Here is a 20,536-nt window from a genome sequence, read left to right as displayed (position 1 = left end):
AATTTTTATACAAGTACTTAGGGAGGCGGGGGAGACCCCGCCGATTGACCGGAAATGGCTCAACAACTGGACAACTCTTCATTCCTCTTTGGTTCTAACGCAGGATTCATAGAAGACCTTTATGCCCGCTACTTAGACGATCCGACTTCTGTCGATGGAAGCTGGCAACAATATTTCCAGTCCTTGGGGGATGATGCCGAAACAGTTTTGGCAGAAAGCCGCGGTGCTCCGTGGACCCCGTCAAATGGTTTCGATCTTGAAGACGAGTATGAAATACTTGGTAGTGCTGCAAATCGCGCAACGGAAATTGCAGTCGAATCCGGTGCGGAACAACAAGACGTTCGTGCTGCAGCGATTGATACGATCCGGGCATTGATGCTGATCCGCTCCTATCGGGTAAGAGGACATTTAAAAGCAAACCTTGATCCGCTTGGTTTGGAAATTCCTAAAGAACATCCTGAACTCAATCCGACGACGTATGGTTTTGCGGAATCTGATTGGGACCGAAAAATCTTCCTCGATAATGTGTTGGGGTTGGAAACCGGAACTATTCGAGAAATCCTAGCAATCGTGAAGCGAACATATTGTTCGACTATCGGTGTTGAGTTTATGCACATTCAGGAACCCGATCAGAAGGCCTGGATACAGGAACGAATTGAAGGACGACACAAAGAAATATCCTTTACGGATGAAGGCAAAATCGCAATATTGCGAAAATTGATCGAAACTGAAGGCTTTGAACATTTCCTCAACGTCAAATATACAGGAACCAAGCGATTTGGCCTTGATGGCGCAGAGTCATTGGTTCCGGCTATGGAAGGTATCATTAAGCGGGGCGGTCAGTTAGGCGTACAGGAAATTATTCTTGGCATGCCACATCGTGGCCGCTTAAACATACTAACGAATGTGATGGCCAAACCATTCCGAGCTGTTTTTTCTGAATTTCAGGGAAGTCCGGCGAATCCTGAAGACGTCGAAGGATCAGGCGATGTTAAGTATCATCTTGGCACATCGTCAGATCGTGAATTTGATGGGAACAATGTCCATCTGTCGCTCACAGCGAACCCGTCGCATTTGGAAGCGGTTAATCCTGTCGTTTTGGGTAAGGCACGCGCCAAACAGTCCCAGATAGGCGAAGATGTCGGTGGCCAGGTTATGCCTTTGTTGTTGCATGGCGATGCTGCCTTTGCCGGGCAGGGCATAGTTGCGGAGTGTTTTGGTCTTTCTGAATTGAAAGGCTACCGTACTTCGGGGACTATTCATTTTGTTGTCAATAACCAGATCGGCTTTACCACCAGCCCAAAATATTCTCGCTCTAGCCCGTATCCTTCAGACGTGGGTAAAATGGTTCAGGCGCCGATTTTTCATGTTAATGGCGATGATCCTGAAGCAGTTTGCCATGTGGCGAAAATTGCAACGGAGTTTCGTCAGCTGTTCCAGATCGATGTCATTATCGATATGTTCTGTTATCGTCGTCACGGTCATAATGAGGGCGATGAGCCAGCTTTCACGCAACCGCTCATGTATCGGACTATTGCGCAGCACCCAACTACAATGCAAATTTATGCAAAGAAGTTAATTGCTGAAGGCGTAATTACTGAAAAAGATGTTGAATCCATTATCGCTGAATTCAAGGATTATCTTGAAAAGCAATTTGAAACGGCAACTAGCTTCAAGCCTAATAAGGCAGATTGGTTTGAAGGCCGCTGGCAGGGATTTGAGCGGGCTGATGAAGGTGCGCGACGTGGAACGACGGCTATTGATGTCGATGAACTTAAGGCCATTGGCCATAAATTGACCGAAGTCCCAGAGGACTACAACGTTCATCGCACATTGCAAAGAGTGCTGAAGTCGAAGAAAAAAATGATCGATACCGGCGCCAATATTGACTGGGCAACCGCTGAAGCCTTGGCTTTCGGCTCTCTGTTGAAAGAGAATGTCCCGGTAAGGCTTTCAGGCCAGGACTGCGGTCGCGGAACTTTCTCTCAGCGTCATTCAGTGATTGTCGATCAGGTTACGGAGGGACGTTACGTTCCTCTGAATAATCTTGAAGGCGAGCAAGCCCATTATGAAGTTATAGATAGTTTGCTTTCTGAAGCTGCCGTGCTCGGATATGAGTATGGTTATACACTGGCAGAGCCTAACGCTTTGGTTTTGTGGGAGGCGCAATTCGGTGATTTCGCCAATGGTGCACAAGTCATCATCGATCAGTTTATTTCCAGCGGCGAGTCCAAATGGCTGCGGATGAGCGGATTGGTAATGCTACTGCCGCATGGCTATGAAGGGCAGGGACCGGAACATTCATCGGCTCGCCTGGAAAGATATCTACAGATGTCAGCAGAAGACAACTGGCAGGTAATTAATTGTACAACGCCCGCAAATTACTTTCATGCGTTGCGACGCCAAATACATCGTAAATTCAGAAAACCACTAGTGGTGATGACACCGAAATCGTTGCTACGCCATAAGCAAGCGGTATCGACATTTGATGATATGGGCCCCGGTTCTGCATTTCATCGAGTGTTATATGACAATGAAAAACTTTGTGCTGATAAAGACGTGAAGCGTATCGTTCTTTGCTCGGGCAAAGTTTACTATGACTTGCATGCCCGAAGAGAAGAGCTGGGAACCAAAGAAACGTATTTCCTAAGGTTAGAACAGCTTTATCCGTTTCCATATCAAGCGCTTGAGGCGGAGATGAAGAACTTCAAACACGTGGAAGAAGTTGTATGGTGTCAGGAAGAGCCCAAAAACATGGGTGCTTGGGCGTTTGCTGAGCCCCATCTTGAGCAGGTTTTTGAAAATCTAAAAATGAAAAAAGTAACCCGTCCGCGATATGCGGGCCGTGCGGCATCAGCGTCGACAGCAACGGGTCTTTTGAAGAAACATAATCTACAGCAAAAAGCATTGGTCGACGACGCATTAGGCGTTGCATCAGAATAGGAAGTCAAAATGACGATCGAAATTCGTGTCCCTGTTCTTGGGGAATCTGTAACTGAAGCTACAGTTGGTCAATGGTTTAAAAAAGTTGGCGATGCTGTCGTAAAGGACGAGCCAATTGTTGAACTGGAAACGGATAAAGTTACCCTTGAGGTAAATGCAACTGAATCTGGTCGATTGGAAGAAATCGTTGTTGCCGAAGGTGAAGATGTTGAAGTCGGTGCCCTCCTTGGTCAACTTCTTGCAGGTGGCGCAGGAAAAGCTTCTGCTCCGGCAGAAATTGCTAAAAGTGACCCTGCACCTACCAAAGCTGCTGCACCGGCGCCCGCGTCTCCAGCACCAGCAGCTGTTGCCGCGCCGAAGAACGCGGCAGAGGCATTACCTGCCGCTCAGAAATTAATCGATGAAAATGGATTGAACCCTGCGTCCATCACTGGTACCGGCAAAGATGGCCGTATTACAAAAGGTGACGTTCTTGAGGCCATGGAGAATGGTGGCAGCTCTCCGAGAGCAGTATCCGCACCGGTGACGTCAGTACCTGCCGCGGCTGCAACTCCTACTGCTCCGTCGGGACCGCGTAGCGAAGAAGCGCGCGAAGAGCGCGTGAAAATGACGAGATTGCGCAAAAGCATCGCAAGCCGGCTTAAGGAAGCACAAAACACGGCTGCAATGTTGACGACTTATAACGAAGTTGACATGGGCGGTATGCTTGATCTCAGAACAGAATACAAAGAGCTTTTTCTGAAAAAACACGGTGTGAAGCTCGGCTTTATGTCGTTTTTCACAAAAGCTTGTATCGCAGGCTTGAAGGAACTGCCAGCAGTGAATGCGGAAATTGATGGCGATGATCTGATTTATAAAAACTACTACAATATGGGTATTGCTGTAGGCACACCAACAGGTCTTGTTGTTCCCGTCTTGCGAGATGCCGATCAATTGAGTTTTGCGGAAGTTGAAAAAGGCATTGGCGAACTTGGTAAAAAAGCCCGAGATGGCAAATTGAGTATGGCTGATCTACAAGGTGGTACTTTCACTATCACTAATGGTGGTGTTTATGGGTCGTTGATGTCGTCGCCAATATTGAATCCGCCGCAAGCCGCTGTTTTGGGCATGCATAAAATTCAAGAGCGACCGATGGTCGTAAATGGTGAAATTGAAATTCGTCCAATGATGTATCTGGCACTTACCTATGATCACCGTATCATCGATGGTAAGGAAGCGGTTACGTTTCTCGTACGTGTCAAAGAAGCCCTCGAAGATCCGCAGCGCTTACTGCTTGATCTCTAGTCTCTAGCGTTCTGAAAGAGGAATAACATGAGCGACGATATTTTCGACCTGATCATTGTCGGCGGCGGCCCCGGTGGATATACGGCTGCAATTCGAGCAGCTCAATTGGGCATGAAAACTGCTTGCGTGGAGAAACGCGGCGCCTTGGGCGGTACCTGTCTGAATGTCGGATGTATCCCGTCAAAGGCCTTATTGCAATCTTCAGAGCTTTTCGAAGAAGCACAACATAGTTTTGAATCTCGTGGCATATCGACGGGAACCGTAAAGCTGAATTTGAAGAAGATGCTGGGGCAGAAGGATGCTACTGTCGAAAGCCTTACACAGGGAATCGAGTTTCTGTTCAAGAAAAACAAAGTTACCTACGTTAAAGGTGCCGGTGTTCTGCAGGGCGGTGGGCGTGTTGAAGTCACCGGTGAAAACCCTCAAATCTTGAAAGCAAAAAATATCCTGATTGCTACAGGCTCAGAAGTGACGCCGCTGCCGAATGTGGAGATAGACGAGAAGCAGATCGTTTCCTCAACAGGAGCGCTTGAGTTGCCAAAAGTACCTAAAAAAATGATCGTCATCGGTGCGGGCGTCATCGGCTTAGAGTTGGGGACGGTATGGCGTCGTCTCGGTGCAGAGGTAACGGTTGTAGAATTCCTTGACCGTATTTTACCGGGCACGGATAACGAGGTTGCAAAAACCACTCAACGGATCATGAAGAAGCAGGGCATTAAATTCATGCTCGGTAAAAAAGTGACCGGCGCAAAGAAAACGAAGTCGGCAGTAACAATTACTGTGGAGCCTGCCAAAGGCGGTGAAGAAGAAAGTTTAAAAGCGGATGTGGTTCTTTTAGCCATTGGGCGCCGTCCCTATACAGATGGACTTGGTTTGGAAGATATCGGTGTAGACCAAGACAAGCAGGGCCGAATAGTCGTTGATGAAAACTTTAAATCAAGTGTTGATGGCGTTTATGCTATTGGCGACGTGATTGAGGGCCCGATGCTAGCCCATAAAGCTGAAGATGAAGGGGTTGTGTGTGTCGAAAAGCTTTCCGGCCAAATGCCACATATTGATTATAATATAATTCCTGGGGTCATTTACACATGGCCCGAAGTTGCGACGGTTGGTCAAACAGAAGAGCAATTAAAGGAAACAGGCGTTGAATATAATGTTGGCAAATCACCATTTATGGCAAACAGTCGCGCACGCGCGAACGGGTTCACAGATGGTTTCGTCAAAATTCTTGCTGATAAAAAATCCGATAAGGTATTGGGTGTTCATATAATTGGACCGGATGCTGGTACAATAATTCACGAATGTGTGCTGGCGATGGAATTTGGGGCATCAGCAGAAGACATTGCGCGGACCTGCCATGCGCATCCAACTTTGAATGAAGCTGTAAAAGAAGCAGCCCTAGCGGTTGCTGGTCGTACATTAAACAGTTGACGGTTACGACATAAAGTTATCACAATGCAGGGCTGCCTTTTTCGGGGCAGCCCTTATTTTTTGTCGGCTCAAGCCGACGGCTTTTCCCAAAGGAGACGTTATGAAGCTCTGTTATAGCCCCCTCTCGCCTTTTGTTCGCCGTGTTATGATTACAGCTATCGAACATAACCTGCGGGATCGGATTGTTCTCGAGGATTCCGACCACAGCGACATGTTTAAGGGGAATAATCCATCAAATCCTTTAGGGAAAGTTCCAAGTCTGACGTTGGATTCCGGCGACGTTCTTTTCGATTCTTATGTGATTTGTGAATATCTCGACAATATTGGCAGCGGCCCGTCGCTATTTCCCGAAGCAGGAGCTGAACGCACAAGAGTTTTGACATTGCATGCCATGGCCGATGGTATGACAGATGCTGCATATCATCGCCGTGTAGACAGTATCATGCCTGATGGTGAAGGCTCTCCGAGCTGGAATGCGAGACTTAAGCTAGCCATGGAAACCTGTTTGGATGTTATGGAAACGCAAGCAGAAAGCTACAATGGACCGTTAAATATTGGGACAATTGCCGTTGCCAGCGCACTGGGTTATCACGACTTTCGTTTTTCGGATGAAAAATGGCGGGATGATCGGCCCAAATTGGCGGCTTGGTATGAAACTGTGGCATCACGTCCGTCAATCGCGAGTACGTCTCCAGAATAAAGAAGGGCGGAGACCTTGACTGCCGTTCGACTTACCATCGCGATTTGTATTGCCGAAATTCTGGCCATGTCGTCGTTTGCGTCGTTTCCAGCGCTTACACCGTTTTTCTTTGAGCATTGGTCCTTAACAGGGACCGATGCTGGTTGGATAAACGGTATGTTCTTTTTTGGTTTTATGTTGGTTGGTCCGCTTTCCACCTCGTTTACGGATCGGGTCGATGCAAGAAACGTATTTCTTGCTGGGTGCGTGCTCGCGGGGATTGGTACTTATGGTTTCGCTTTTCATGCTGAGGATTTCTGGAGCTCTCTGCCCTGGCGGTTTATCTCGGGCGCCGGATTGGGTTGTACTTATATGCCTGGCTTGAAACTCCTGACTGACCGATTGCCGCAGGGCGATCAATCGCGTTCCATCGCTTTTTACACGGCGTGCTTTTCTTGTGGATCTGCCGTCTCTTTTCTTGCCGTTGGTCAAATATTTTTATGGATGGATTGGAAGACCTCTCTGGCTGCTATTATTATTGGCCCGCCCCTTGGTATCGCGATCATTTTATTTTGTACTAAACCATTAAAGTCCGCGACAAAGCGTCCTTGGTCGCAAATTATGAATTATGCACCTGTTGTTCGAAATAGGTTCACAATGGGATATATCCTTGGGTATGTCGTTCATACTTGGGAGCTGGTTGCTATGCGATCGTTTATACTCGCGTTTCTAGCCTATTCACATACCTTGACCGATGCGCCCGCTTGGATGGACGTTTCTGCGATTACAGCTTTTGCCGTTTTTCTTGGTCTGCCGTCCAGTGTTCTGGGAAATGAACTGTCACTGAAAATTGGCCGTCGGCGATCTATTACGATTATTATGATCCTTTCGTTTATTGTTTCTTGTGTCATCGGCTTCACGGCGGAAATGCCGTTTGCCTTCGTTGTTGCTGTTGCCTCTCTTTACGGCATTACAATTACCGCGGATTCATCATCGTTGACCGCTGGTGCCGTCGGAAGTTCTCCGCTGGATTTAAGGGGTGCAACCATGGCGGTCCATAGTTTCCTCGGTTTCACAGGCGGTATGCTGGGCCCAGTAGTCGCCGGCATGGTTTTAGATAGTGCTGGCGGACCGACTGAAACGTTAGGTTGGGGTTTAATGTTCGCATCTGTAGGAGCCGTGACTCTTCTGGGCCCGTTTTTCCTTCGGCTGACCAGAGACTAAGCCTTCGGATGTGCTTTGTCGTAGACCGCCAAAAGTTTTTCCATATCAAGATCGGTATATCGTTGCGTAGATGAAAGAGATGCGTGCCCTAACAGTTCTTGTATGGACCGCAAATCCCCACCACCTTCGAGTAAATGGGTTGCGAAACTATGTCGAAGTGCGTGAGGCGTTGCGGTTTCAGGTAAATTTAGATTGCGCCGCAACGCCTGCATTTTGAGTTGTATGACACGAGCGCTAAGCCGTTTGCCGCGGCGTCCTACAAAGAGAGGTCCTCTGCTTTTCAAGGGATATGGGCATTGATCAATATACGAATTTAACGCTTCTCGAACAGCCGGGAGAACGGGCACAATTCGTTCCTTATTCCCCTTTCCGATAAGTGTCAAAGTATCCGAAACGGGAAGATCATCGTAATTTAGAGATAAGGCTTCACCAATGCGAAGCCCACATCCATATAAAAGTGTCAGTACTGCTGCATCGCGGTTTTGTATCCAGTAAGGCTCTTTTGTATCTGTTATACTATCGAGAAGATCTCGTGTGTCGACAACCGAAAGTGGACGTGGAAGCTTTACGCCGGCTTTGGGTGTTCGGATTGTCTTAAGGTAGGGATTATGAATATATTTGTCCCGCTCTTGCCTTTTGTAAAAACTTCTTATCGAGGACAAGACACGACGCAAAGAAGTTGCCGCCAATCCTTCTGACCGCCGATAGGCGAGATACGCTCTGAAATCGGCTGCACGCAAAGCTTCAAGGCTCGGCAAATCCGGCTCCTTTGCGATATGGCCTCTAATAAAACTTAGGAAATCACGGACATCCCGTTCATAGGCTTCCAACGTGTGGGGGCTTACTTTTTTTTCGTGCCGAAGCCAATCAATCCAGTTTTCGAACGCGTCGCTTAGTAGTGGAAGGCCCTGCATGGCTAATCCGATTTTTGTTCCAACCACATCTGGAGGCAAGATTGCATAGTAATGCCAAGAAAAGTCAGTAACTCTGTGCCTTGGTCTTCTTGAAAATGATCTGATTCACGACTGCCAAAGGCTATCATGGCATTGGCATGAAGTGACGGTACATTAAGTCTTATAAGCGCGTCTGATTGAACCAAATCTTTGGCGGGGCCAAAGATTGCTTTGGACTTTGGGGCAGCAGCCCGTAGAATTATATCGCGCTCACGCCAATTCGCTCTTTCAATACTGCCTTCTTTCAATCGCTGCAAGCCAGTCATTTCCGGCAAAGAAATGGGTCCATCTTCAATACATAATGTAATGACGTCGATTTCCAAAAGCTCGGGAAGATCTTGCGTTAGGATATGAACGAAATGATTGAGGCTCGTTGCAGATAACATAGCCATAACGGACGCATGTACCATATCTTGAGTATGAGAGTTTAAGCGCGACGCTTTTACAAATTCATTCTGAACAGCAGATAAATCTGCAACTTCTTTCTGCAGCCGGTTCACCAGCACAGACTGCATATCTATGACGCCATCGCCTGTAATCCTGCCAGAGGGAAGCGAGGTCGCCAGCAAGCTTGCATTGTTCGACAAAAAATCAGGGTGGGAAGTCAGCCAGTTTCGAACATCCTCCTCGCTTAGGTCTTCAATTCGAGATTGCGGATTTTCGGTTTTGGTGTCTGATTTTTTACTCACTATTTCATCTCACTATTTGGCTATTAATCCAAAATCTTTTGACCGGTTTTTTCCCAATCCGCGAGAAACGCGGCTAGTCCTTTGTCGGTTAAAGGGTGGGAGACTAGTTGCTTGAGAACAGAGGGTGGAATGGTACAAACATCCGCGCCCATAAGAGCTGCATCAACAATGTGCGTTGGGTTGCGAATTGACGCAACAAGAACTTCGGTTTCCATTTTTGGATAATTTTCATAGATCTGGACAATGTCACCGATAAGATCCATTCCAACCTGCCCGATATCATCTAATCGGCCAACAAATGGTGAAATGAATGCTGCGCCAGCCTTCGCGGCCAATATGGCTTGCGGCGCAGAAAAACAAAGTGTGACGTTTACTTGTGTTCCTGCTTTGCTGAGTTGCGAACAGGTTTTTAGCCCTGCCATCGTCAGCGGTACCTTAACGGCAACATTTTCTGCCAGGCCAGCTAGCCGTTTTCCCTCTTCAAGCATAGTTTCATAATCGGTTGCGGCGACTTCTGCGCTTACCGGGCCGTCCGTCAGGCTGCAAATTTCTTTAATCACTTCAAAGAAATCCCGTCCGGATTTAGCTATCAAAGAAGGATTTGTTGTTACGCCGTCCAAGAGGCCAGTGTCTGATAATTCTCTAATTTCTTCCGTATCGGCTGTATCAACAAAAAATTTCATTGTATATCTCAAATCCTGTAATTCTGGGTGCTTGGAACTGGGTGTTCACTCTCTATAATTCTTTTGATCGGAAAGAACAATCGACCTTAACGAATAACGACTGGTTCCTCGTGTAATAATAGTCTATCGCATAGATATGAGCAGCACAAACAAACATCGACGCGTCCGCGTACTTCTGCCTCTCGCTATAGGAGATGTCTATGATTATCGGGCACCTGAGGATCTGGGGATTGTCCTTGGACAATTTGTGACGGTGCCCCTGGGCCGCCGGGAAATTACGGGCGTGGTCTGGGAAGAAGCCCTGAACTCCGATTTCCCCGAAGCACGTATGAAAGACATTTTGGATATTTTACCATCGCCAATTCTTCCTGAAGATAGCCGTACATTTGTAGATTGGGTTGCAAAATATACCATGCAACGGCGCGGCCGAGTATTGAGAATGGCCATGAGTGTTCCCGATGCACTTTACCCAAAGCCGCCCCGTACGGGATATCGTTTTACGGGGCACCAACCGGATAAATTAACCCCAGCTCGTAAACGGGTTTTGGAAATTGCGGCAGAGGGTCCGGCATTTACAGCCGCAGATCTCAGCAACCTTGCAGCAGTCAGCAGTTCGGTCGTTAAGGGACTGGCAGCGCAAGCTGTGTTGGAACGGGTGCATTTGCCCTCGGAAAAGCCTGTTATGCGGCCTGATTGGCAGCGGCCGGGATCTAGATTATCGATGGATCAAGACGCCGCTGCAAAGCATCTCGTCCGGATGGTAGAGCAAAACTCCTTTGATGTTTCTCTCCTTCACGGCGTCACTGGATCTGGGAAAACAGAAGTCTATTTTGAAATGATTGCCGAATGCCTCAAACAAAGCCGTCAAGCGCTGGTACTTTTGCCAGAAATTGCATTGTCGTCGCAATGGTTGTCGCGTTTTGAGGATCGCTTCGGCACAAAACCGGTTGAATGGCACTCTGATCTTAGTCAGGCGGAACGCCGACGTAACTGGCGTGCCGTGATTGAGGGACGTGCAGATGTAGTCGTCGGTGCCCGGTCTGCCCTATTTCTGCCTTTTCCCAATCTTGGTGTTATCGTAGTGGATGAGGAACATGAAGCGTCTTTTAAGCAAGATGAGGGCGTTTCTTACAATGCCCGGGATATGGCTGTTGTCCGCGGGAAAATTGGAAATTTCCCCGTTGTACTTGCCTCAGCGACGCCGTCACTTGAAAGCCTGATAAACGCACAATCAGATCGTTATACTTATTTGAAATTGCCGTCTCGCTTTGGCGGAGCCACTTTACCTGACGTTCACATAGTTGATTTAAAGCAACATAGCCCCGGATCACAGCGTTGGATCTCGGAACCGCTAAGAGAAGCCGTGGAAACGACTCTAGATTCCGGGCAGCAAGCAATGCTCTTTTTGAACCGACGGGGATATGCTCCGCTGACGCTTTGCGATACCTGCGGGCATCGTTTGCAATGCCCTCATTGCAGTGCCTGGCTTGTTGAGCATCGATTAGTAAAAAGATTACAATGTCATCACTGTGGCTATACCGCGCAAACACCGCGTCAATGTCCTGAATGTGAAGCGGAAGAGAGCTTTAAAGCATGTGGTCCCGGAATTGAGAGATTGGCTGAGGAAGCCGAAATGCTTTTTCCTGATAAAAAAATCGCAACAATCGCTAGCGACACGATAACAAGCCCGCGGGCGGCGGCGGAATTTGTAGGTGCGATGGAACGAGGGGAGATTGATCTTCTTATTGGCACGCAAATTGTCGCGAAAGGGTACCATTTTCCGAAATTGACGTTAGTCGGAATTATTGATGCGGATCTTGGGTTGGCTGGCGGGGACCTGCGCGCTGCTGAGCGTACCTACCAACTGCTTTCACAAGTGGCGGGTCGAGCGGGTCGTGAAGCCCTTAAGGGAAAGGTTGTCTTGCAGTCCCATATTCCGGAACATCCAGTAATTGACGCCATTGTCAATCAAGATGAAGAAGCCTTCTTTGCTTACGAGACCTCAGCACGCCAAGACGCTCGCATGCCGCCCTTTGGTCGGTTGGCCGCCTTGATTCTTTCAAGTGTTGATGCCGAATCAGTTTCGGGATTCGCCAATTTATTGGCGCGCTCCGCCCCGATTGCAGAAAACTTTATTATTTTGGGACCAGCGCCCGCTCCCTTATCGATGATTAGGGGACGTCATCGTTATCGATTCCTTGTAAAATGCGATAAAGCAATGAATATTCAGGCGCTGATTGGAAATTGGTTGAAGGGCCGGAAAGTGCCAAGCAATATCAGGCTTCAAATAGATATTGATCCTTATAATTTCATGTAATGTATCGCAAATTAAAGTCTTTCTGGAGCGAAAGGTGATTTTTGATGAATAAACTGGGCTGCAGCATATTGCCACCCGGATTTCCCTGTGCTAATAACCCGGTGCCTTGCTAACGGGACCTCGAATTTCAGGTGCCGAGAGTTTGGCGAATAAAAGTTTTTGTCCGGCGCAATTCGCGTCTTTTTTTCAGGCTTGGGGATCGTTCCTTGTCAGCTGAGAACATAACAGTTTCCGGTATTTCGGGTCGTTATGCGACAGCCTTGTTTGATTTGTCTTCTGAAGCGAAGCAATTCGATACAGTGGCGGCAGATTTGACCACGATTAAATCGATGATGGCCGAGAGTGAAGATCTCGTGCGCCTCGTTCGGAGTCCACTTATCAGCCGCGATGATCAGGCTAAGGCTATGGCGGCCGTGCTTGAAAAATTAGGCGTTAGTGATCTCGTTCGTCGTTTCGTCGGCACAGTTGCACGAAACCGTCGTCTATTTGCCCTGCCGGACATGATAGATGATTTTGGTAAATTGCTAGCCGCAGAGCGTGGCGAGGTCGTAGCCAAAGTAATATCCGCTAAGAAGTTAAGTGATAGCCAGTTAGAGGCTATTGCGACAGCTCTTAAATCTGCCATCAAAAGTGACGTCAGCCTTGAGGCGGATGTAGATGATGGCCTGATTGGGGGCTTAATAGTAAAAGTTGGTTCACGTATGGTCGATAGCTCGATCCGAACCAAGCTTCAGAATCTCAAGTTTGCGATGAAAGGGGTTGGGTGATGGATATCCGCGCCGCAGAAATATCCGAAATTCTTAAACAACAGATTGCTGGTTTCGACACGCAAGCTGAAGTCTCAGAAGTTGGCCAAGTGCTTTCCGTTGGTGACGGTGTTGCCCGCGTATATGGACTAGACAATATTCAGGCCGGTGAAATGGTCGAATTTCCAGGAGGCATTAAGGGTCTTGCTTTGAACCTGGAAACCGACAATGTCGGTGTTGTTATCTTTGGTTCCGACCGCGATATCCGCGAAGGCGATACGGTTAAACGTACAGGCGCCATTGTTGAAACAAGCGTCGGCAAAGGACTTCTTGGTCGTGTCGTCGATGGCTTGGGGAACCCGATTGATGGAAAGGGCCCGATTGCAGATGCTGAAACACGCCGTGTAGATGTTAAAGCTCCTGGTATTATGCCCCGTAAATCGGTTCACGAGCCAATGATGACAGGCCTTAAGGCGATCGACAGCCTTGTGCCTGTTGGACGTGGACAGCGTGAATTGATTATTGGTGACCGCCAGACCGGTAAAACGGCCGTGGCAGTTGACGCCATCCTCAATCAAAAATCCGTAAATGCGGGCGATGATGAAAGCAAAAAGCTTTATTGCGTGTATGTCGTGATTGGTCAGAAGCGGTCAACAGTTGCTCAGGTGGTGAAAACCCTTGAAGAAAACGGCGCCATGGAATATTCCATCGTTGTTGCAGCGACGGCCTCAGATCCAGCACCACTTCAGTATCTTGCGCCGTTTACCGGTTGTGCGATGGCTGAGTTTTTCCGTGACAATGGTATGCATTCATTGATCATTTATGATGATCTTTCGAAACAAGCTGTCGCCTATCGTCAAATGTCCTTGTTGCTTCGTCGCCCTCCAGGACGTGAAGCCTATCCAGGTGATGTTTTCTATCTTCATTCACGTCTATTGGAACGTTCTGCTAAATTGAACGAAGAAAATGGGTCCGGTTCGATGACGGCTTTGCCGGTAATTGAAACACAGGCCGGTGACGTGTCTGCTTATATTCCGACAAACGTGATTTCTATCACGGATGGCCAGATTTTCCTTGAAACAGAACTGTTCTATCAAGGTATCCGTCCGGCGATTAACGTTGGTCTGTCTGTTTCTCGTGTGGGCTCATCCGCGCAGACGAAAGCCATGAAGCAGGTTGCGGGTAGTATTAAGTTGGAATTGGCGCAATATCGTGAAATGGCAGCTTTCGCCCAGTTCGGCTCCGACCTTGATGCTGCAACACAACAGCTATTGGCACGTGGCGCTCGGTTGACTGAGTTATTGAAACAGCCGCAGTACAGCCCGTTGACTATGGACGAGCAGGTTGTGGTTATTTTCTCTGGCGTGCGAGGCTACCTTGATCGTATCGAGGTATCGCAAATCGGTGATTTCGAAAAACAACTTCTGTCAGAAATGCATGCTAAGCATCAGGATCTTATGGATACGATCCTGAGTGAGGAAGCATTATCTTCAGAATCTGAAACGAAGCTTAAAGAAATTCTTGAAAGCTTTACCACGACATTTGCGTAAAACCTGAGATTAGGGAAGGGGCAGCCTAAATATGGCGAACCTTAAAGAGCTCAAAAACCGGATCACCAGCGTCAAGTCGACGCAGAAGATCACTAAGGCTATGAAGATGGTGGCTGCAGCGAAACTGCGCCATGCTGAAGAGGCTGCAAATGCGGCTCGTCCTTATGCTGAGAGAATGGATAGCATGATGGCTTCTTTGGCGACCGGAATGGTTGGCAGGGACGATGCTCCGCAGCTCCTCGGCGGTACTGGTTCCGATCAAAAGCATTTGATTGTTGCAGCGACAGGTGAGCGTGGCCTGTGCGGGGGATTTAATAGCTCTATTTCCAAAGCGGTCGCTTTGAAAGTACAAAGTCTTGTTTCCCAAGGCAAGGATGTCAATATCCTTTGTGTTGGGAAAAAGGGCCGGGATGCGCTGAAACGTAAATATGGCCATTTGATCATTGATCTCGTGGATTTATCAGGCTCCAAAAGGATCGGTTTTGGCGATGCGCAACCAATTGCTCAAGACCTTTTGACAAGGTTTAGCGAAGGCGAATTTGACGTCTGTACGATTTTTTACGCCAAGTTTATCTCCGTTATGACTCAAGAAGTTACGGGCTTGCAAATAATTCCTGCTTCCGTGCCTGAAGCATCAACAGATGCGGACGACGTGGTTTATGAATATGAGCCGGATGAAGCGGAAATTCTCACGGAGTTACTTCCGCGTAATTTGTCGGTTCAAGTTTTTCGGGCTTTGCTTGAAAATTCAGCGTCTGAGCAAGGCGCAAGAATGTCAGCGATGGAAAATGCAACAAGAAACGCAGGGGATATGATCGATAGATTGACCTTGCAATATAACCGTGAGCGCCAAGCGGCGATCACGAGTGAACTAATTGAAATTATCTCCGGTGCGGAAGCAGTCTAGTCTTTCGCGTCGATTTTTAAGAACAGAAGTGACCCTGTAGGGAGCATGAAAATGGCGAATAGTGTCGGCAAAATTACACAGGTACTCGGTGCCGTCGTAGACGTACAATTTAATGGTGAGCTACCAAAAATTTTGAATGCTCTTCATTGTGATAACCACGGAAACCGGTTGGTTTTGGAAGTGGCGCAGCATTTGGGTGAAAACACCGTGCGGACCATTGCAATGGACGCCACGGAAGGTCTGGTTCGTGGTCAGGAAGTAACAGATACGGGCGACGCTATCCGCATGCCGGTTGGGCCGAATACACTTGGTCGGATCATGAATGTTGTCGGCGAACCTGTTGATGAGCGTGGACCAATTGAAGTTGATTCATACTCACCAATTCATGCTGACGCACCTGACTTTGCCGATCAGTCAACAGACGCTGAAATTCTCATCACAGGTATTAAAGTTGTCGATCTGCTCGCACCTTATGCGAAAGGCGGTAAAATTGGCCTATTCGGTGGTGCTGGTGTTGGTAAAACGGTTCTGATCATGGAATTGATCAACAACGTGGCCATGGGTCATGGTGGTTATTCTGTGTTCGCCGGTGTTGGTGAGCGGACACGTGAAGGTAATGATCTTTACTACGAAATGATCGAAGGCGGCATTATTGATCTTGAAGGTGATAAGTCAAAAGTGGCTTTGGTCTATGGTCAGATGAATGAGCCTCCAGGAGCACGTATGCGGGTGGCATTGTCTGGTTTGACCCAGGCGGAATACTTCCGTGACGTTGAAGGCCAGGATGTGTTGTTCTTTATTGATAATATTTTCCGGTTCACTCAGGCAGGATCCGAAGTGTCAGCCCTCCTGGGCCGCATTCCTTCTGCTGTGGGATACCAGCCGACATTGGCAACTGATATGGGCGCCTTGCAAGAGCGTATTACATCAACCAACAAAGGCTCGATTACATCAGTTCAGGCGATTTATGTTCCTGCCGATGACTTGACCGATCCGGCTCCAGCAACATCGTTTGCCCATTTGGATGCGACGACAGTGCTCTCACGTCAGATTGCAGAACTCGGTATTTATCCGGCGGTTGATCCACTGGATTCAACTTCTCGTATGCTCGACCCGGCTGTCGTTGGTGATCGTCATTATGGCATTGCGCGCCAGGTTCAGGAAACATTGCAGACATATAAATCTCTGCAAGATATTATTGCAATCTTGGGTATGGATGAATTGTCAGAGGAAGATAAATTGATCGTGGCCCGCGCCCGGAAAATTCAACGTTTCCTCAGCCAACCATTCCATGTCGCAGAAGTCTTTACTGGATCTCCTGGTAAGTTCGTTAAGCTGGAAGACACAATCGACGCATTCGAAAAAATCTGTGCCGGCGACTATGATGAGCTTCCGGAAGCAGCTTTTTACATGTGCGGTGGTATCGAAGAAGTCATTGAAAAAGCGAAAAAACTGGCCGCAGACGCTGCGTAAGCACTGTTGGCTGAAGGAGTACGATGAATGGTCGATAAGATTACCATGGACCTGGTGTCACCGGAAAAGTTGATGCTGTCTGCTGATTTTGAGATGGTGGTTGTACCAGGTGCCGAAGGTGACTTTGCGGTGCTTGCCGGGCATTCTCCTGTGACGTCTTCTTTGCGTCCCGGTGTAATTAGCATTTATGAAAATGATGTTGAGAAAGACCGAATTTTCGTTAATGGTGGTTTCGTCGAAGTGTCTAACGATAAACTGACAGTACTGGCCGAAGAAGCAATTTACATTGCTGATCTTAATCGTTCCGATCTCGAGCAGCGTATTCAAAATGCGACAGAAGATGAAGAAGACGCTAAAGACGACGAAGTTAGGCGCCGAGCCGCGGAGAATAAGGATCATTTGCAGCAATTGCTTGATGCAATCGATTAGTAGCAATTAGATCTTCAATCAATTAGAGGCCTTTAGGGTCTCTTTTTTTTGCCCTTTTTTTGTGAAATTATCCTATTTCAATTCGATTTTCCGAAGAGATCTGAGCCAATACCCGAAAATACACTATAAATATGTGAAGAGTGCGAGGCAACAGCCCGTCAAATTAAGAGTTTATTTACCTATAATAGTTAATCTGTCTGCAAGTTTCGAAAGAATTTTGGGATAATTTTCTCTAACGAGTATGTGAGTAAAGACGGGATGACAATCTCCAAGCGGATCTCCGAGCATTTTGGTTTCGGTGATTTTACAATCAACCTCTTCTCTTTGCGGTTTGCGGACCGGGACGAAGAACGGCGGCATAATCGGACGGAGTTGAGAAAAGCTCTTCCTGTCATGCGGTTGGCGTTGGTAGCTGGAATTATTATCTATATGGCCTTCGGAATTCTCGACTATTTCTCCATTCCGGAAATCTTTACAGAAGCCTTGATCGTGCGAATTGGTATCGTCGCACCTATATTCTTTGTGTCCATTTTGCTAACCTTCAATTCCACTGCAAATCGCTACGCGCAGTCTATTTTTGCTTTTTGCATGTTTTCGTGCGGAGCCGGCATACTTGTGATGATCGCGCTCGCTGATGCTGTTGGCGTGTCTGGTTATTTTGCCGGTATTGTGATTGTCTTGATTTATTGTTGCTGTATCCCACCAGTGCGTTTTCTGTACGCCACGTTCGTGATTGCGATTTTCATCGTTGCATATCAATATATCGTTTTTTTCGTAAATCCTCCTCCCAGCGATGTTCTTCTTCAGACTGAATTTTTTCTCGTTTGTTCGGCGTTATTGAGTGTCTTCGCCAGTTATATTCAGGAAATTGCTAGGCGTCGGGATTATGTCAATATGCGCCTTTTAGAAGCTGAAAGGTCCCGGTCAGTTGAGCTCGCAGACAAAGCACAAGCAGCCAATCATGCGAAGTCTGAATTTTTGGCGATTATGTCACACGAACTACGGACTCCTCTAAATGCAATTATTGGCTTTTCAGAAATTCTCGAGAAAGAAATGTTCGGGCCTCTCGGAAAAGATCAGTACAAGGAATACTCCAAAGATATAAATGTAAGTGGGCAACATCTTCTAAGCATTATCAACGACATTTTAGATCTTTCGAAAGCTGAAGCTGGTAAGTTGGTTTTGCAAGAAAACCCTGTTTCTATTGTAGAAATTGTTAATTCTACGCTTCGCATTGTGCGTGACCATGCTGCAGAGCGAGGCGTTCGGCTGGCTTTTGATGTTCCTCAGCATGATAATATGCTGACCGGAGACCCCCGACTTCTCGCACAAGTATTTCTCAACCTATTCTCGAATGCTGTAAAATTTACGCACAAAGGTGGTTCTGTGACGATCAGCTTTGAGAATGTCGAAGATGGGGGTTTATGGGTGCTTATTCAGGATACCGGCATCGGCATTGATACGAAAGATCTTGATAAAGTTTTTGCGCCATTTGTCCAAATTGAGAGTTCCATGGCGCGGAATTATGAGGGGACAGGATTGGGGCTTCCGTTGACGAAAAACATTATGGAGCTTCATAGCGGAGGGATTACGTTGTCAAGCAGGCTTGGAGAAGGTACGACAGCCATCGTCAAATTCCCCAAGGAACGCGTCATTACACAAAGCCTAGATAATTCTCAAAAACAAGCCCAAGGCTAAAGTTTATATTTTTCGGTTTAGTCTGGCTTGGTAACAATTAGAAGGTGGCAATGTCCGGTAACATCCGGCAGGACTTCCCGTTTCGCATCAGGGTCAATTTTGTCGGCCATTGCCAACATTTCATCCTCCGTGCGATATTCAAGCTTCCAATCCGTAACGTAATCCAATAGCCATTCTAAACTGTCTTCAGACTGTCGCATATTACCAACTACGATGGCTCCGCCTGGTTTAAGTTTGTCGTAGAGCCCGGTTACAAACCTGTTAGCCTGACGCGCCGATAAGTAATCGACTAATCCGACAGAATAAACGAGGTCTTGCAATCCCAATTTGCCGACGAGTTTTCCAGCAGAGAGAAATTGTACGAACGACGTATGCAAGCAATTAATTTTCGCTTGCCCATCTAGCCTTGCAACTTCCGGGAAGGAATTTTCGTAGGCATAGGTCAGCGCATCATGGTCTTGGTCGATCAATGTAAAACTAACCTGAAGCGGCAAAGAGTCAGCCTTCAAGAAGTTTCGCACCTCTTGCGCCGGACCACAGCCAAGGCTCGCAACATCAAAAGTGCTCTTTCCTTTCTCCGCGGCCTGAAGGGCTAATCTAGCAATAGCTTGGCGGACCATCGTCATGCGAAAAGAAATAAATTCACCGGTTGAATTGCCAAGTTGGTGGCAGAATTTTTCATAAGGCGTATTGCCGATAAGGGCTACATTATAGAAGTAATTCATAACTTGGAAATCACCCGGATACCCTAAAGGCTTGGTATAAGAACGGTGCCAGTTCTTGCCATCCATTAACTCAGGCATCAATGTCGCTTCCGTGTATCGTTTAACAGCACTTTCAACAATTGGGTCGTGACGGATATCGCGCACAACTTTATTGCCTAGCTTGTACAGGTCTTTCCAGCGCGCATAGGCTAACTTTTCGCAAGCGATAACGGTATCACGAATTCTTTCCTCTCGCCGTGGCATATCAGCGGATAGTTCAGCTTCTATCTCTTCAAGTGTCGTACGCGCAGATCTCAGCAAAAATATAGCGTCGCTTATGAGCTGTTTGTATTCACCGGGAACGAGCTCTGTTGTATCGTTCATACCGGCTTGGATAGATTTTTGAAGAGAGATTTCGTCGTGGCGTCTCAGGATCTTCTTGATATCAAGATAACCTTTTGTGAACTCCAACGCGACGATCTGCTGGCTTTTCAAAGGTTCTATGCGTCGGATCGTCCCACGTCCGGTAAAAATTTCCGTAGAATCCAACTTCAAGCTAAGCGGAACGTCCTTATTCAAATCATCTAGCCAAGACGTACTTTGTGGGCTCACAAAACTGATGCCGCTCATGCTGACATCGAGCAAATCGAAAGATTCATCTTGGACATCTACGACCGGTGAGATGCTGCTCATTAGAGTTTTGGCATCAAAGCGCTCGGCTCGGTAGAAAATACGTCTACCTTCTCCACCTGTAAGCTCTTCGTAATGTTTCATGTCACGCTCACTAAACGATTACAGTAATAAAATTAAAATACTAAAAGCAGTA

Annotated in this window: 16 protein-coding genes; 12 read left to right on the top strand and 4 right to left on the bottom strand. The window is 47.3% G+C overall.

Annotated features, from left to right (window positions below):
* Nucleotides 1-54 precede the first annotated feature (54 nt).
* The 5 genes from V7723_RS01230 (at nucleotide 55) to V7723_RS01210 (ending at nucleotide 7,561) form a co-directional block, all read left to right on the top strand.
* On the top strand, nucleotides 55-2,943 hold the full coding sequence (locus V7723_RS01230) for a 2-oxoglutarate dehydrogenase E1 component (protein ID WP_335682591.1): 2,889 nt from the start codon (nucleotides 55-57) through the stop codon (nucleotides 2,941-2,943).
* 9 nt (nucleotides 2,944-2,952) lie between these two features.
* Nucleotides 2,953-4,227: a 2-oxoglutarate dehydrogenase complex dihydrolipoyllysine-residue succinyltransferase gene (gene odhB / locus V7723_RS01225; RefSeq protein WP_335682590.1), complete on the top strand. Its 1,275-nt coding sequence runs from the start codon at nucleotides 2,953-2,955 to the stop codon at nucleotides 4,225-4,227.
* A gap of 27 nt (nucleotides 4,228-4,254) precedes the next feature.
* Nucleotides 4,255-5,658 (top strand): dihydrolipoyl dehydrogenase, encoded by a 1,404-nt coding sequence (lpdA, locus tag V7723_RS01220; RefSeq protein ID WP_335682589.1) that lies wholly within the window; start codon nucleotides 4,255-4,257, stop codon nucleotides 5,656-5,658.
* 100 nt (nucleotides 5,659-5,758) lie between these two features.
* Nucleotides 5,759-6,358 (top strand): glutathione S-transferase family protein, encoded by a 600-nt coding sequence (locus V7723_RS01215; protein ID WP_335682588.1) that lies wholly within the window; start codon nucleotides 5,759-5,761, stop codon nucleotides 6,356-6,358.
* Nucleotides 6,359-6,373: 15 nt separating this feature from the next.
* The gene (locus tag V7723_RS01210) at nucleotides 6,374-7,561 is read left to right on the top strand and encodes an MFS transporter (protein WP_335682587.1); all 1,188 of its coding nucleotides are present in this window, start codon (nucleotides 6,374-6,376) and stop codon (nucleotides 7,559-7,561) included.
* On the opposite strand, the gene V7723_RS01205 is transcribed toward V7723_RS01210, so the two are convergent.
* From V7723_RS01205 to fsa, 3 genes are read right to left on the bottom strand one after another with little or no spacing between them, the layout of a single operon-like run.
* Nucleotides 7,558-8,475, bottom strand: a complete 918-nt coding sequence (locus tag V7723_RS01205) for a tyrosine recombinase XerC (RefSeq protein ID WP_335682586.1) — start codon at nucleotides 8,473-8,475, stop codon at nucleotides 7,558-7,560. The genes V7723_RS01210 and V7723_RS01205 overlap by 4 nt on opposite strands.
* A 2-nt stretch (nucleotides 8,476-8,477) precedes the next feature.
* On the bottom strand, nucleotides 8,478-9,203 hold the full coding sequence (locus V7723_RS01200) for a DUF484 family protein (RefSeq protein ID WP_335682585.1): 726 nt from the start codon (nucleotides 9,201-9,203) through the stop codon (nucleotides 8,478-8,480).
* Nucleotides 9,204-9,226: 23 nt separating this feature from the next.
* Nucleotides 9,227-9,886, bottom strand: a complete 660-nt coding sequence (fsa, locus tag V7723_RS01195; protein ID WP_335682584.1) for a fructose-6-phosphate aldolase — start codon at nucleotides 9,884-9,886, stop codon at nucleotides 9,227-9,229.
* Between the two features lie 136 nt (nucleotides 9,887-10,022).
* Between fsa and V7723_RS01190 the strand changes: the two genes are divergently transcribed.
* The 7 genes from V7723_RS01190 (at nucleotide 10,023) to V7723_RS01160 (ending at nucleotide 19,006) form a co-directional block, all read left to right on the top strand.
* Nucleotides 10,023-12,203 (top strand): primosomal protein N', encoded by a 2,181-nt coding sequence (locus tag V7723_RS01190; protein WP_335682583.1) that lies wholly within the window; start codon nucleotides 10,023-10,025, stop codon nucleotides 12,201-12,203.
* Between the two features lie 206 nt (nucleotides 12,204-12,409).
* Nucleotides 12,410-12,970: a F0F1 ATP synthase subunit delta gene (locus V7723_RS01185; RefSeq protein ID WP_335682582.1), complete on the top strand. Its 561-nt coding sequence runs from the start codon at nucleotides 12,410-12,412 to the stop codon at nucleotides 12,968-12,970.
* Nucleotides 12,970-14,499, top strand: a complete 1,530-nt coding sequence (gene atpA / locus V7723_RS01180) for a F0F1 ATP synthase subunit alpha (RefSeq protein WP_335682581.1) — start codon at nucleotides 12,970-12,972, stop codon at nucleotides 14,497-14,499. Before V7723_RS01185 ends, atpA begins: the two co-directional genes overlap by 1 nt.
* Nucleotides 14,500-14,530: 31 nt before the next feature.
* The gene (locus V7723_RS01175; protein ID WP_335682580.1) at nucleotides 14,531-15,406 is read left to right on the top strand and encodes a F0F1 ATP synthase subunit gamma; all 876 of its coding nucleotides are present in this window, start codon (nucleotides 14,531-14,533) and stop codon (nucleotides 15,404-15,406) included.
* 51 nt (nucleotides 15,407-15,457) lie between these two features.
* A complete protein-coding gene (atpD, locus tag V7723_RS01170; RefSeq protein WP_335682579.1) occupies nucleotides 15,458-16,879 on the top strand; it encodes a F0F1 ATP synthase subunit beta in 1,422 nt (473 codons plus the stop codon).
* A gap of 27 nt (nucleotides 16,880-16,906) precedes the next feature.
* Nucleotides 16,907-17,308: a F0F1 ATP synthase subunit epsilon gene (locus V7723_RS01165; protein ID WP_335682578.1), complete on the top strand. Its 402-nt coding sequence runs from the start codon at nucleotides 16,907-16,909 to the stop codon at nucleotides 17,306-17,308.
* Nucleotides 17,309-17,566: 258 nt separating this feature from the next.
* Complete coding sequence (locus tag V7723_RS01160; protein WP_335682577.1) at nucleotides 17,567-19,006, top strand: sensor histidine kinase; 1,440 nt, start codon at nucleotides 17,567-17,569, stop codon at nucleotides 19,004-19,006.
* Nucleotides 19,007-19,023: 17 nt separating this feature from the next.
* Here V7723_RS01160 and V7723_RS01155 read toward each other — a convergent pair whose 3' ends face one another.
* Entirely contained in the window at nucleotides 19,024-20,484 is a 1,461-nt protein-coding gene (locus V7723_RS01155; protein ID WP_335682576.1) for a hypothetical protein, read from the bottom strand.
* Between the last annotated feature and the right edge of the window lie 52 nt (nucleotides 20,485-20,536).

The organism is Sneathiella sp. (genome assembly GCF_036960985.1).
Taxonomy (GTDB): domain Bacteria; phylum Pseudomonadota; class Alphaproteobacteria; order Sneathiellales; family Sneathiellaceae; genus Sneathiella.
Note: the sequence above shows the minus strand (reverse complement) of the source record. Positions and strands in the feature narration are given on the sequence as shown.

Coding starts and splice junctions, on each gene's coding strand:
- V7723_RS01230 (WP_335682591.1), top strand. CDS start 55: ATGGCTCAACAACTGGACAACTCTTCATTCCTCTTTGGTTCTAACGCA.
- odhB (WP_335682590.1), top strand. CDS start 2,953: ATGACGATCGAAATTCGTGTCCCTGTTCTTGGGGAATCTGTAACTGAA.
- lpdA (WP_335682589.1), top strand. CDS start 4,255: ATGAGCGACGATATTTTCGACCTGATCATTGTCGGCGGCGGCCCCGGT.
- V7723_RS01215 (WP_335682588.1), top strand. CDS start 5,759: ATGAAGCTCTGTTATAGCCCCCTCTCGCCTTTTGTTCGCCGTGTTATG.
- V7723_RS01205 (WP_335682586.1), bottom strand. CDS start 8,475: ATGCAGGGCCTTCCACTACTAAGCGACGCGTTCGAAAACTGGATTGAT.
- fsa (WP_335682584.1), bottom strand. CDS start 9,886: ATGAAATTTTTTGTTGATACAGCCGATACGGAAGAAATTAGAGAATTA.
- V7723_RS01190 (WP_335682583.1), top strand. CDS start 10,023: ATGAGCAGCACAAACAAACATCGACGCGTCCGCGTACTTCTGCCTCTC.
- atpA (WP_335682581.1), top strand. CDS start 12,970: ATGGATATCCGCGCCGCAGAAATATCCGAAATTCTTAAACAACAGATT.
- V7723_RS01175 (WP_335682580.1), top strand. CDS start 14,531: ATGGCGAACCTTAAAGAGCTCAAAAACCGGATCACCAGCGTCAAGTCG.
- atpD (WP_335682579.1), top strand. CDS start 15,458: ATGGCGAATAGTGTCGGCAAAATTACACAGGTACTCGGTGCCGTCGTA.
- V7723_RS01165 (WP_335682578.1), top strand. CDS start 16,907: ATGGTCGATAAGATTACCATGGACCTGGTGTCACCGGAAAAGTTGATG.
- V7723_RS01160 (WP_335682577.1), top strand. CDS start 17,567: ATGACAATCTCCAAGCGGATCTCCGAGCATTTTGGTTTCGGTGATTTT.
- V7723_RS01155 (WP_335682576.1), bottom strand. CDS start 20,484: ATGAAACATTACGAAGAGCTTACAGGTGGAGAAGGTAGACGTATTTTC.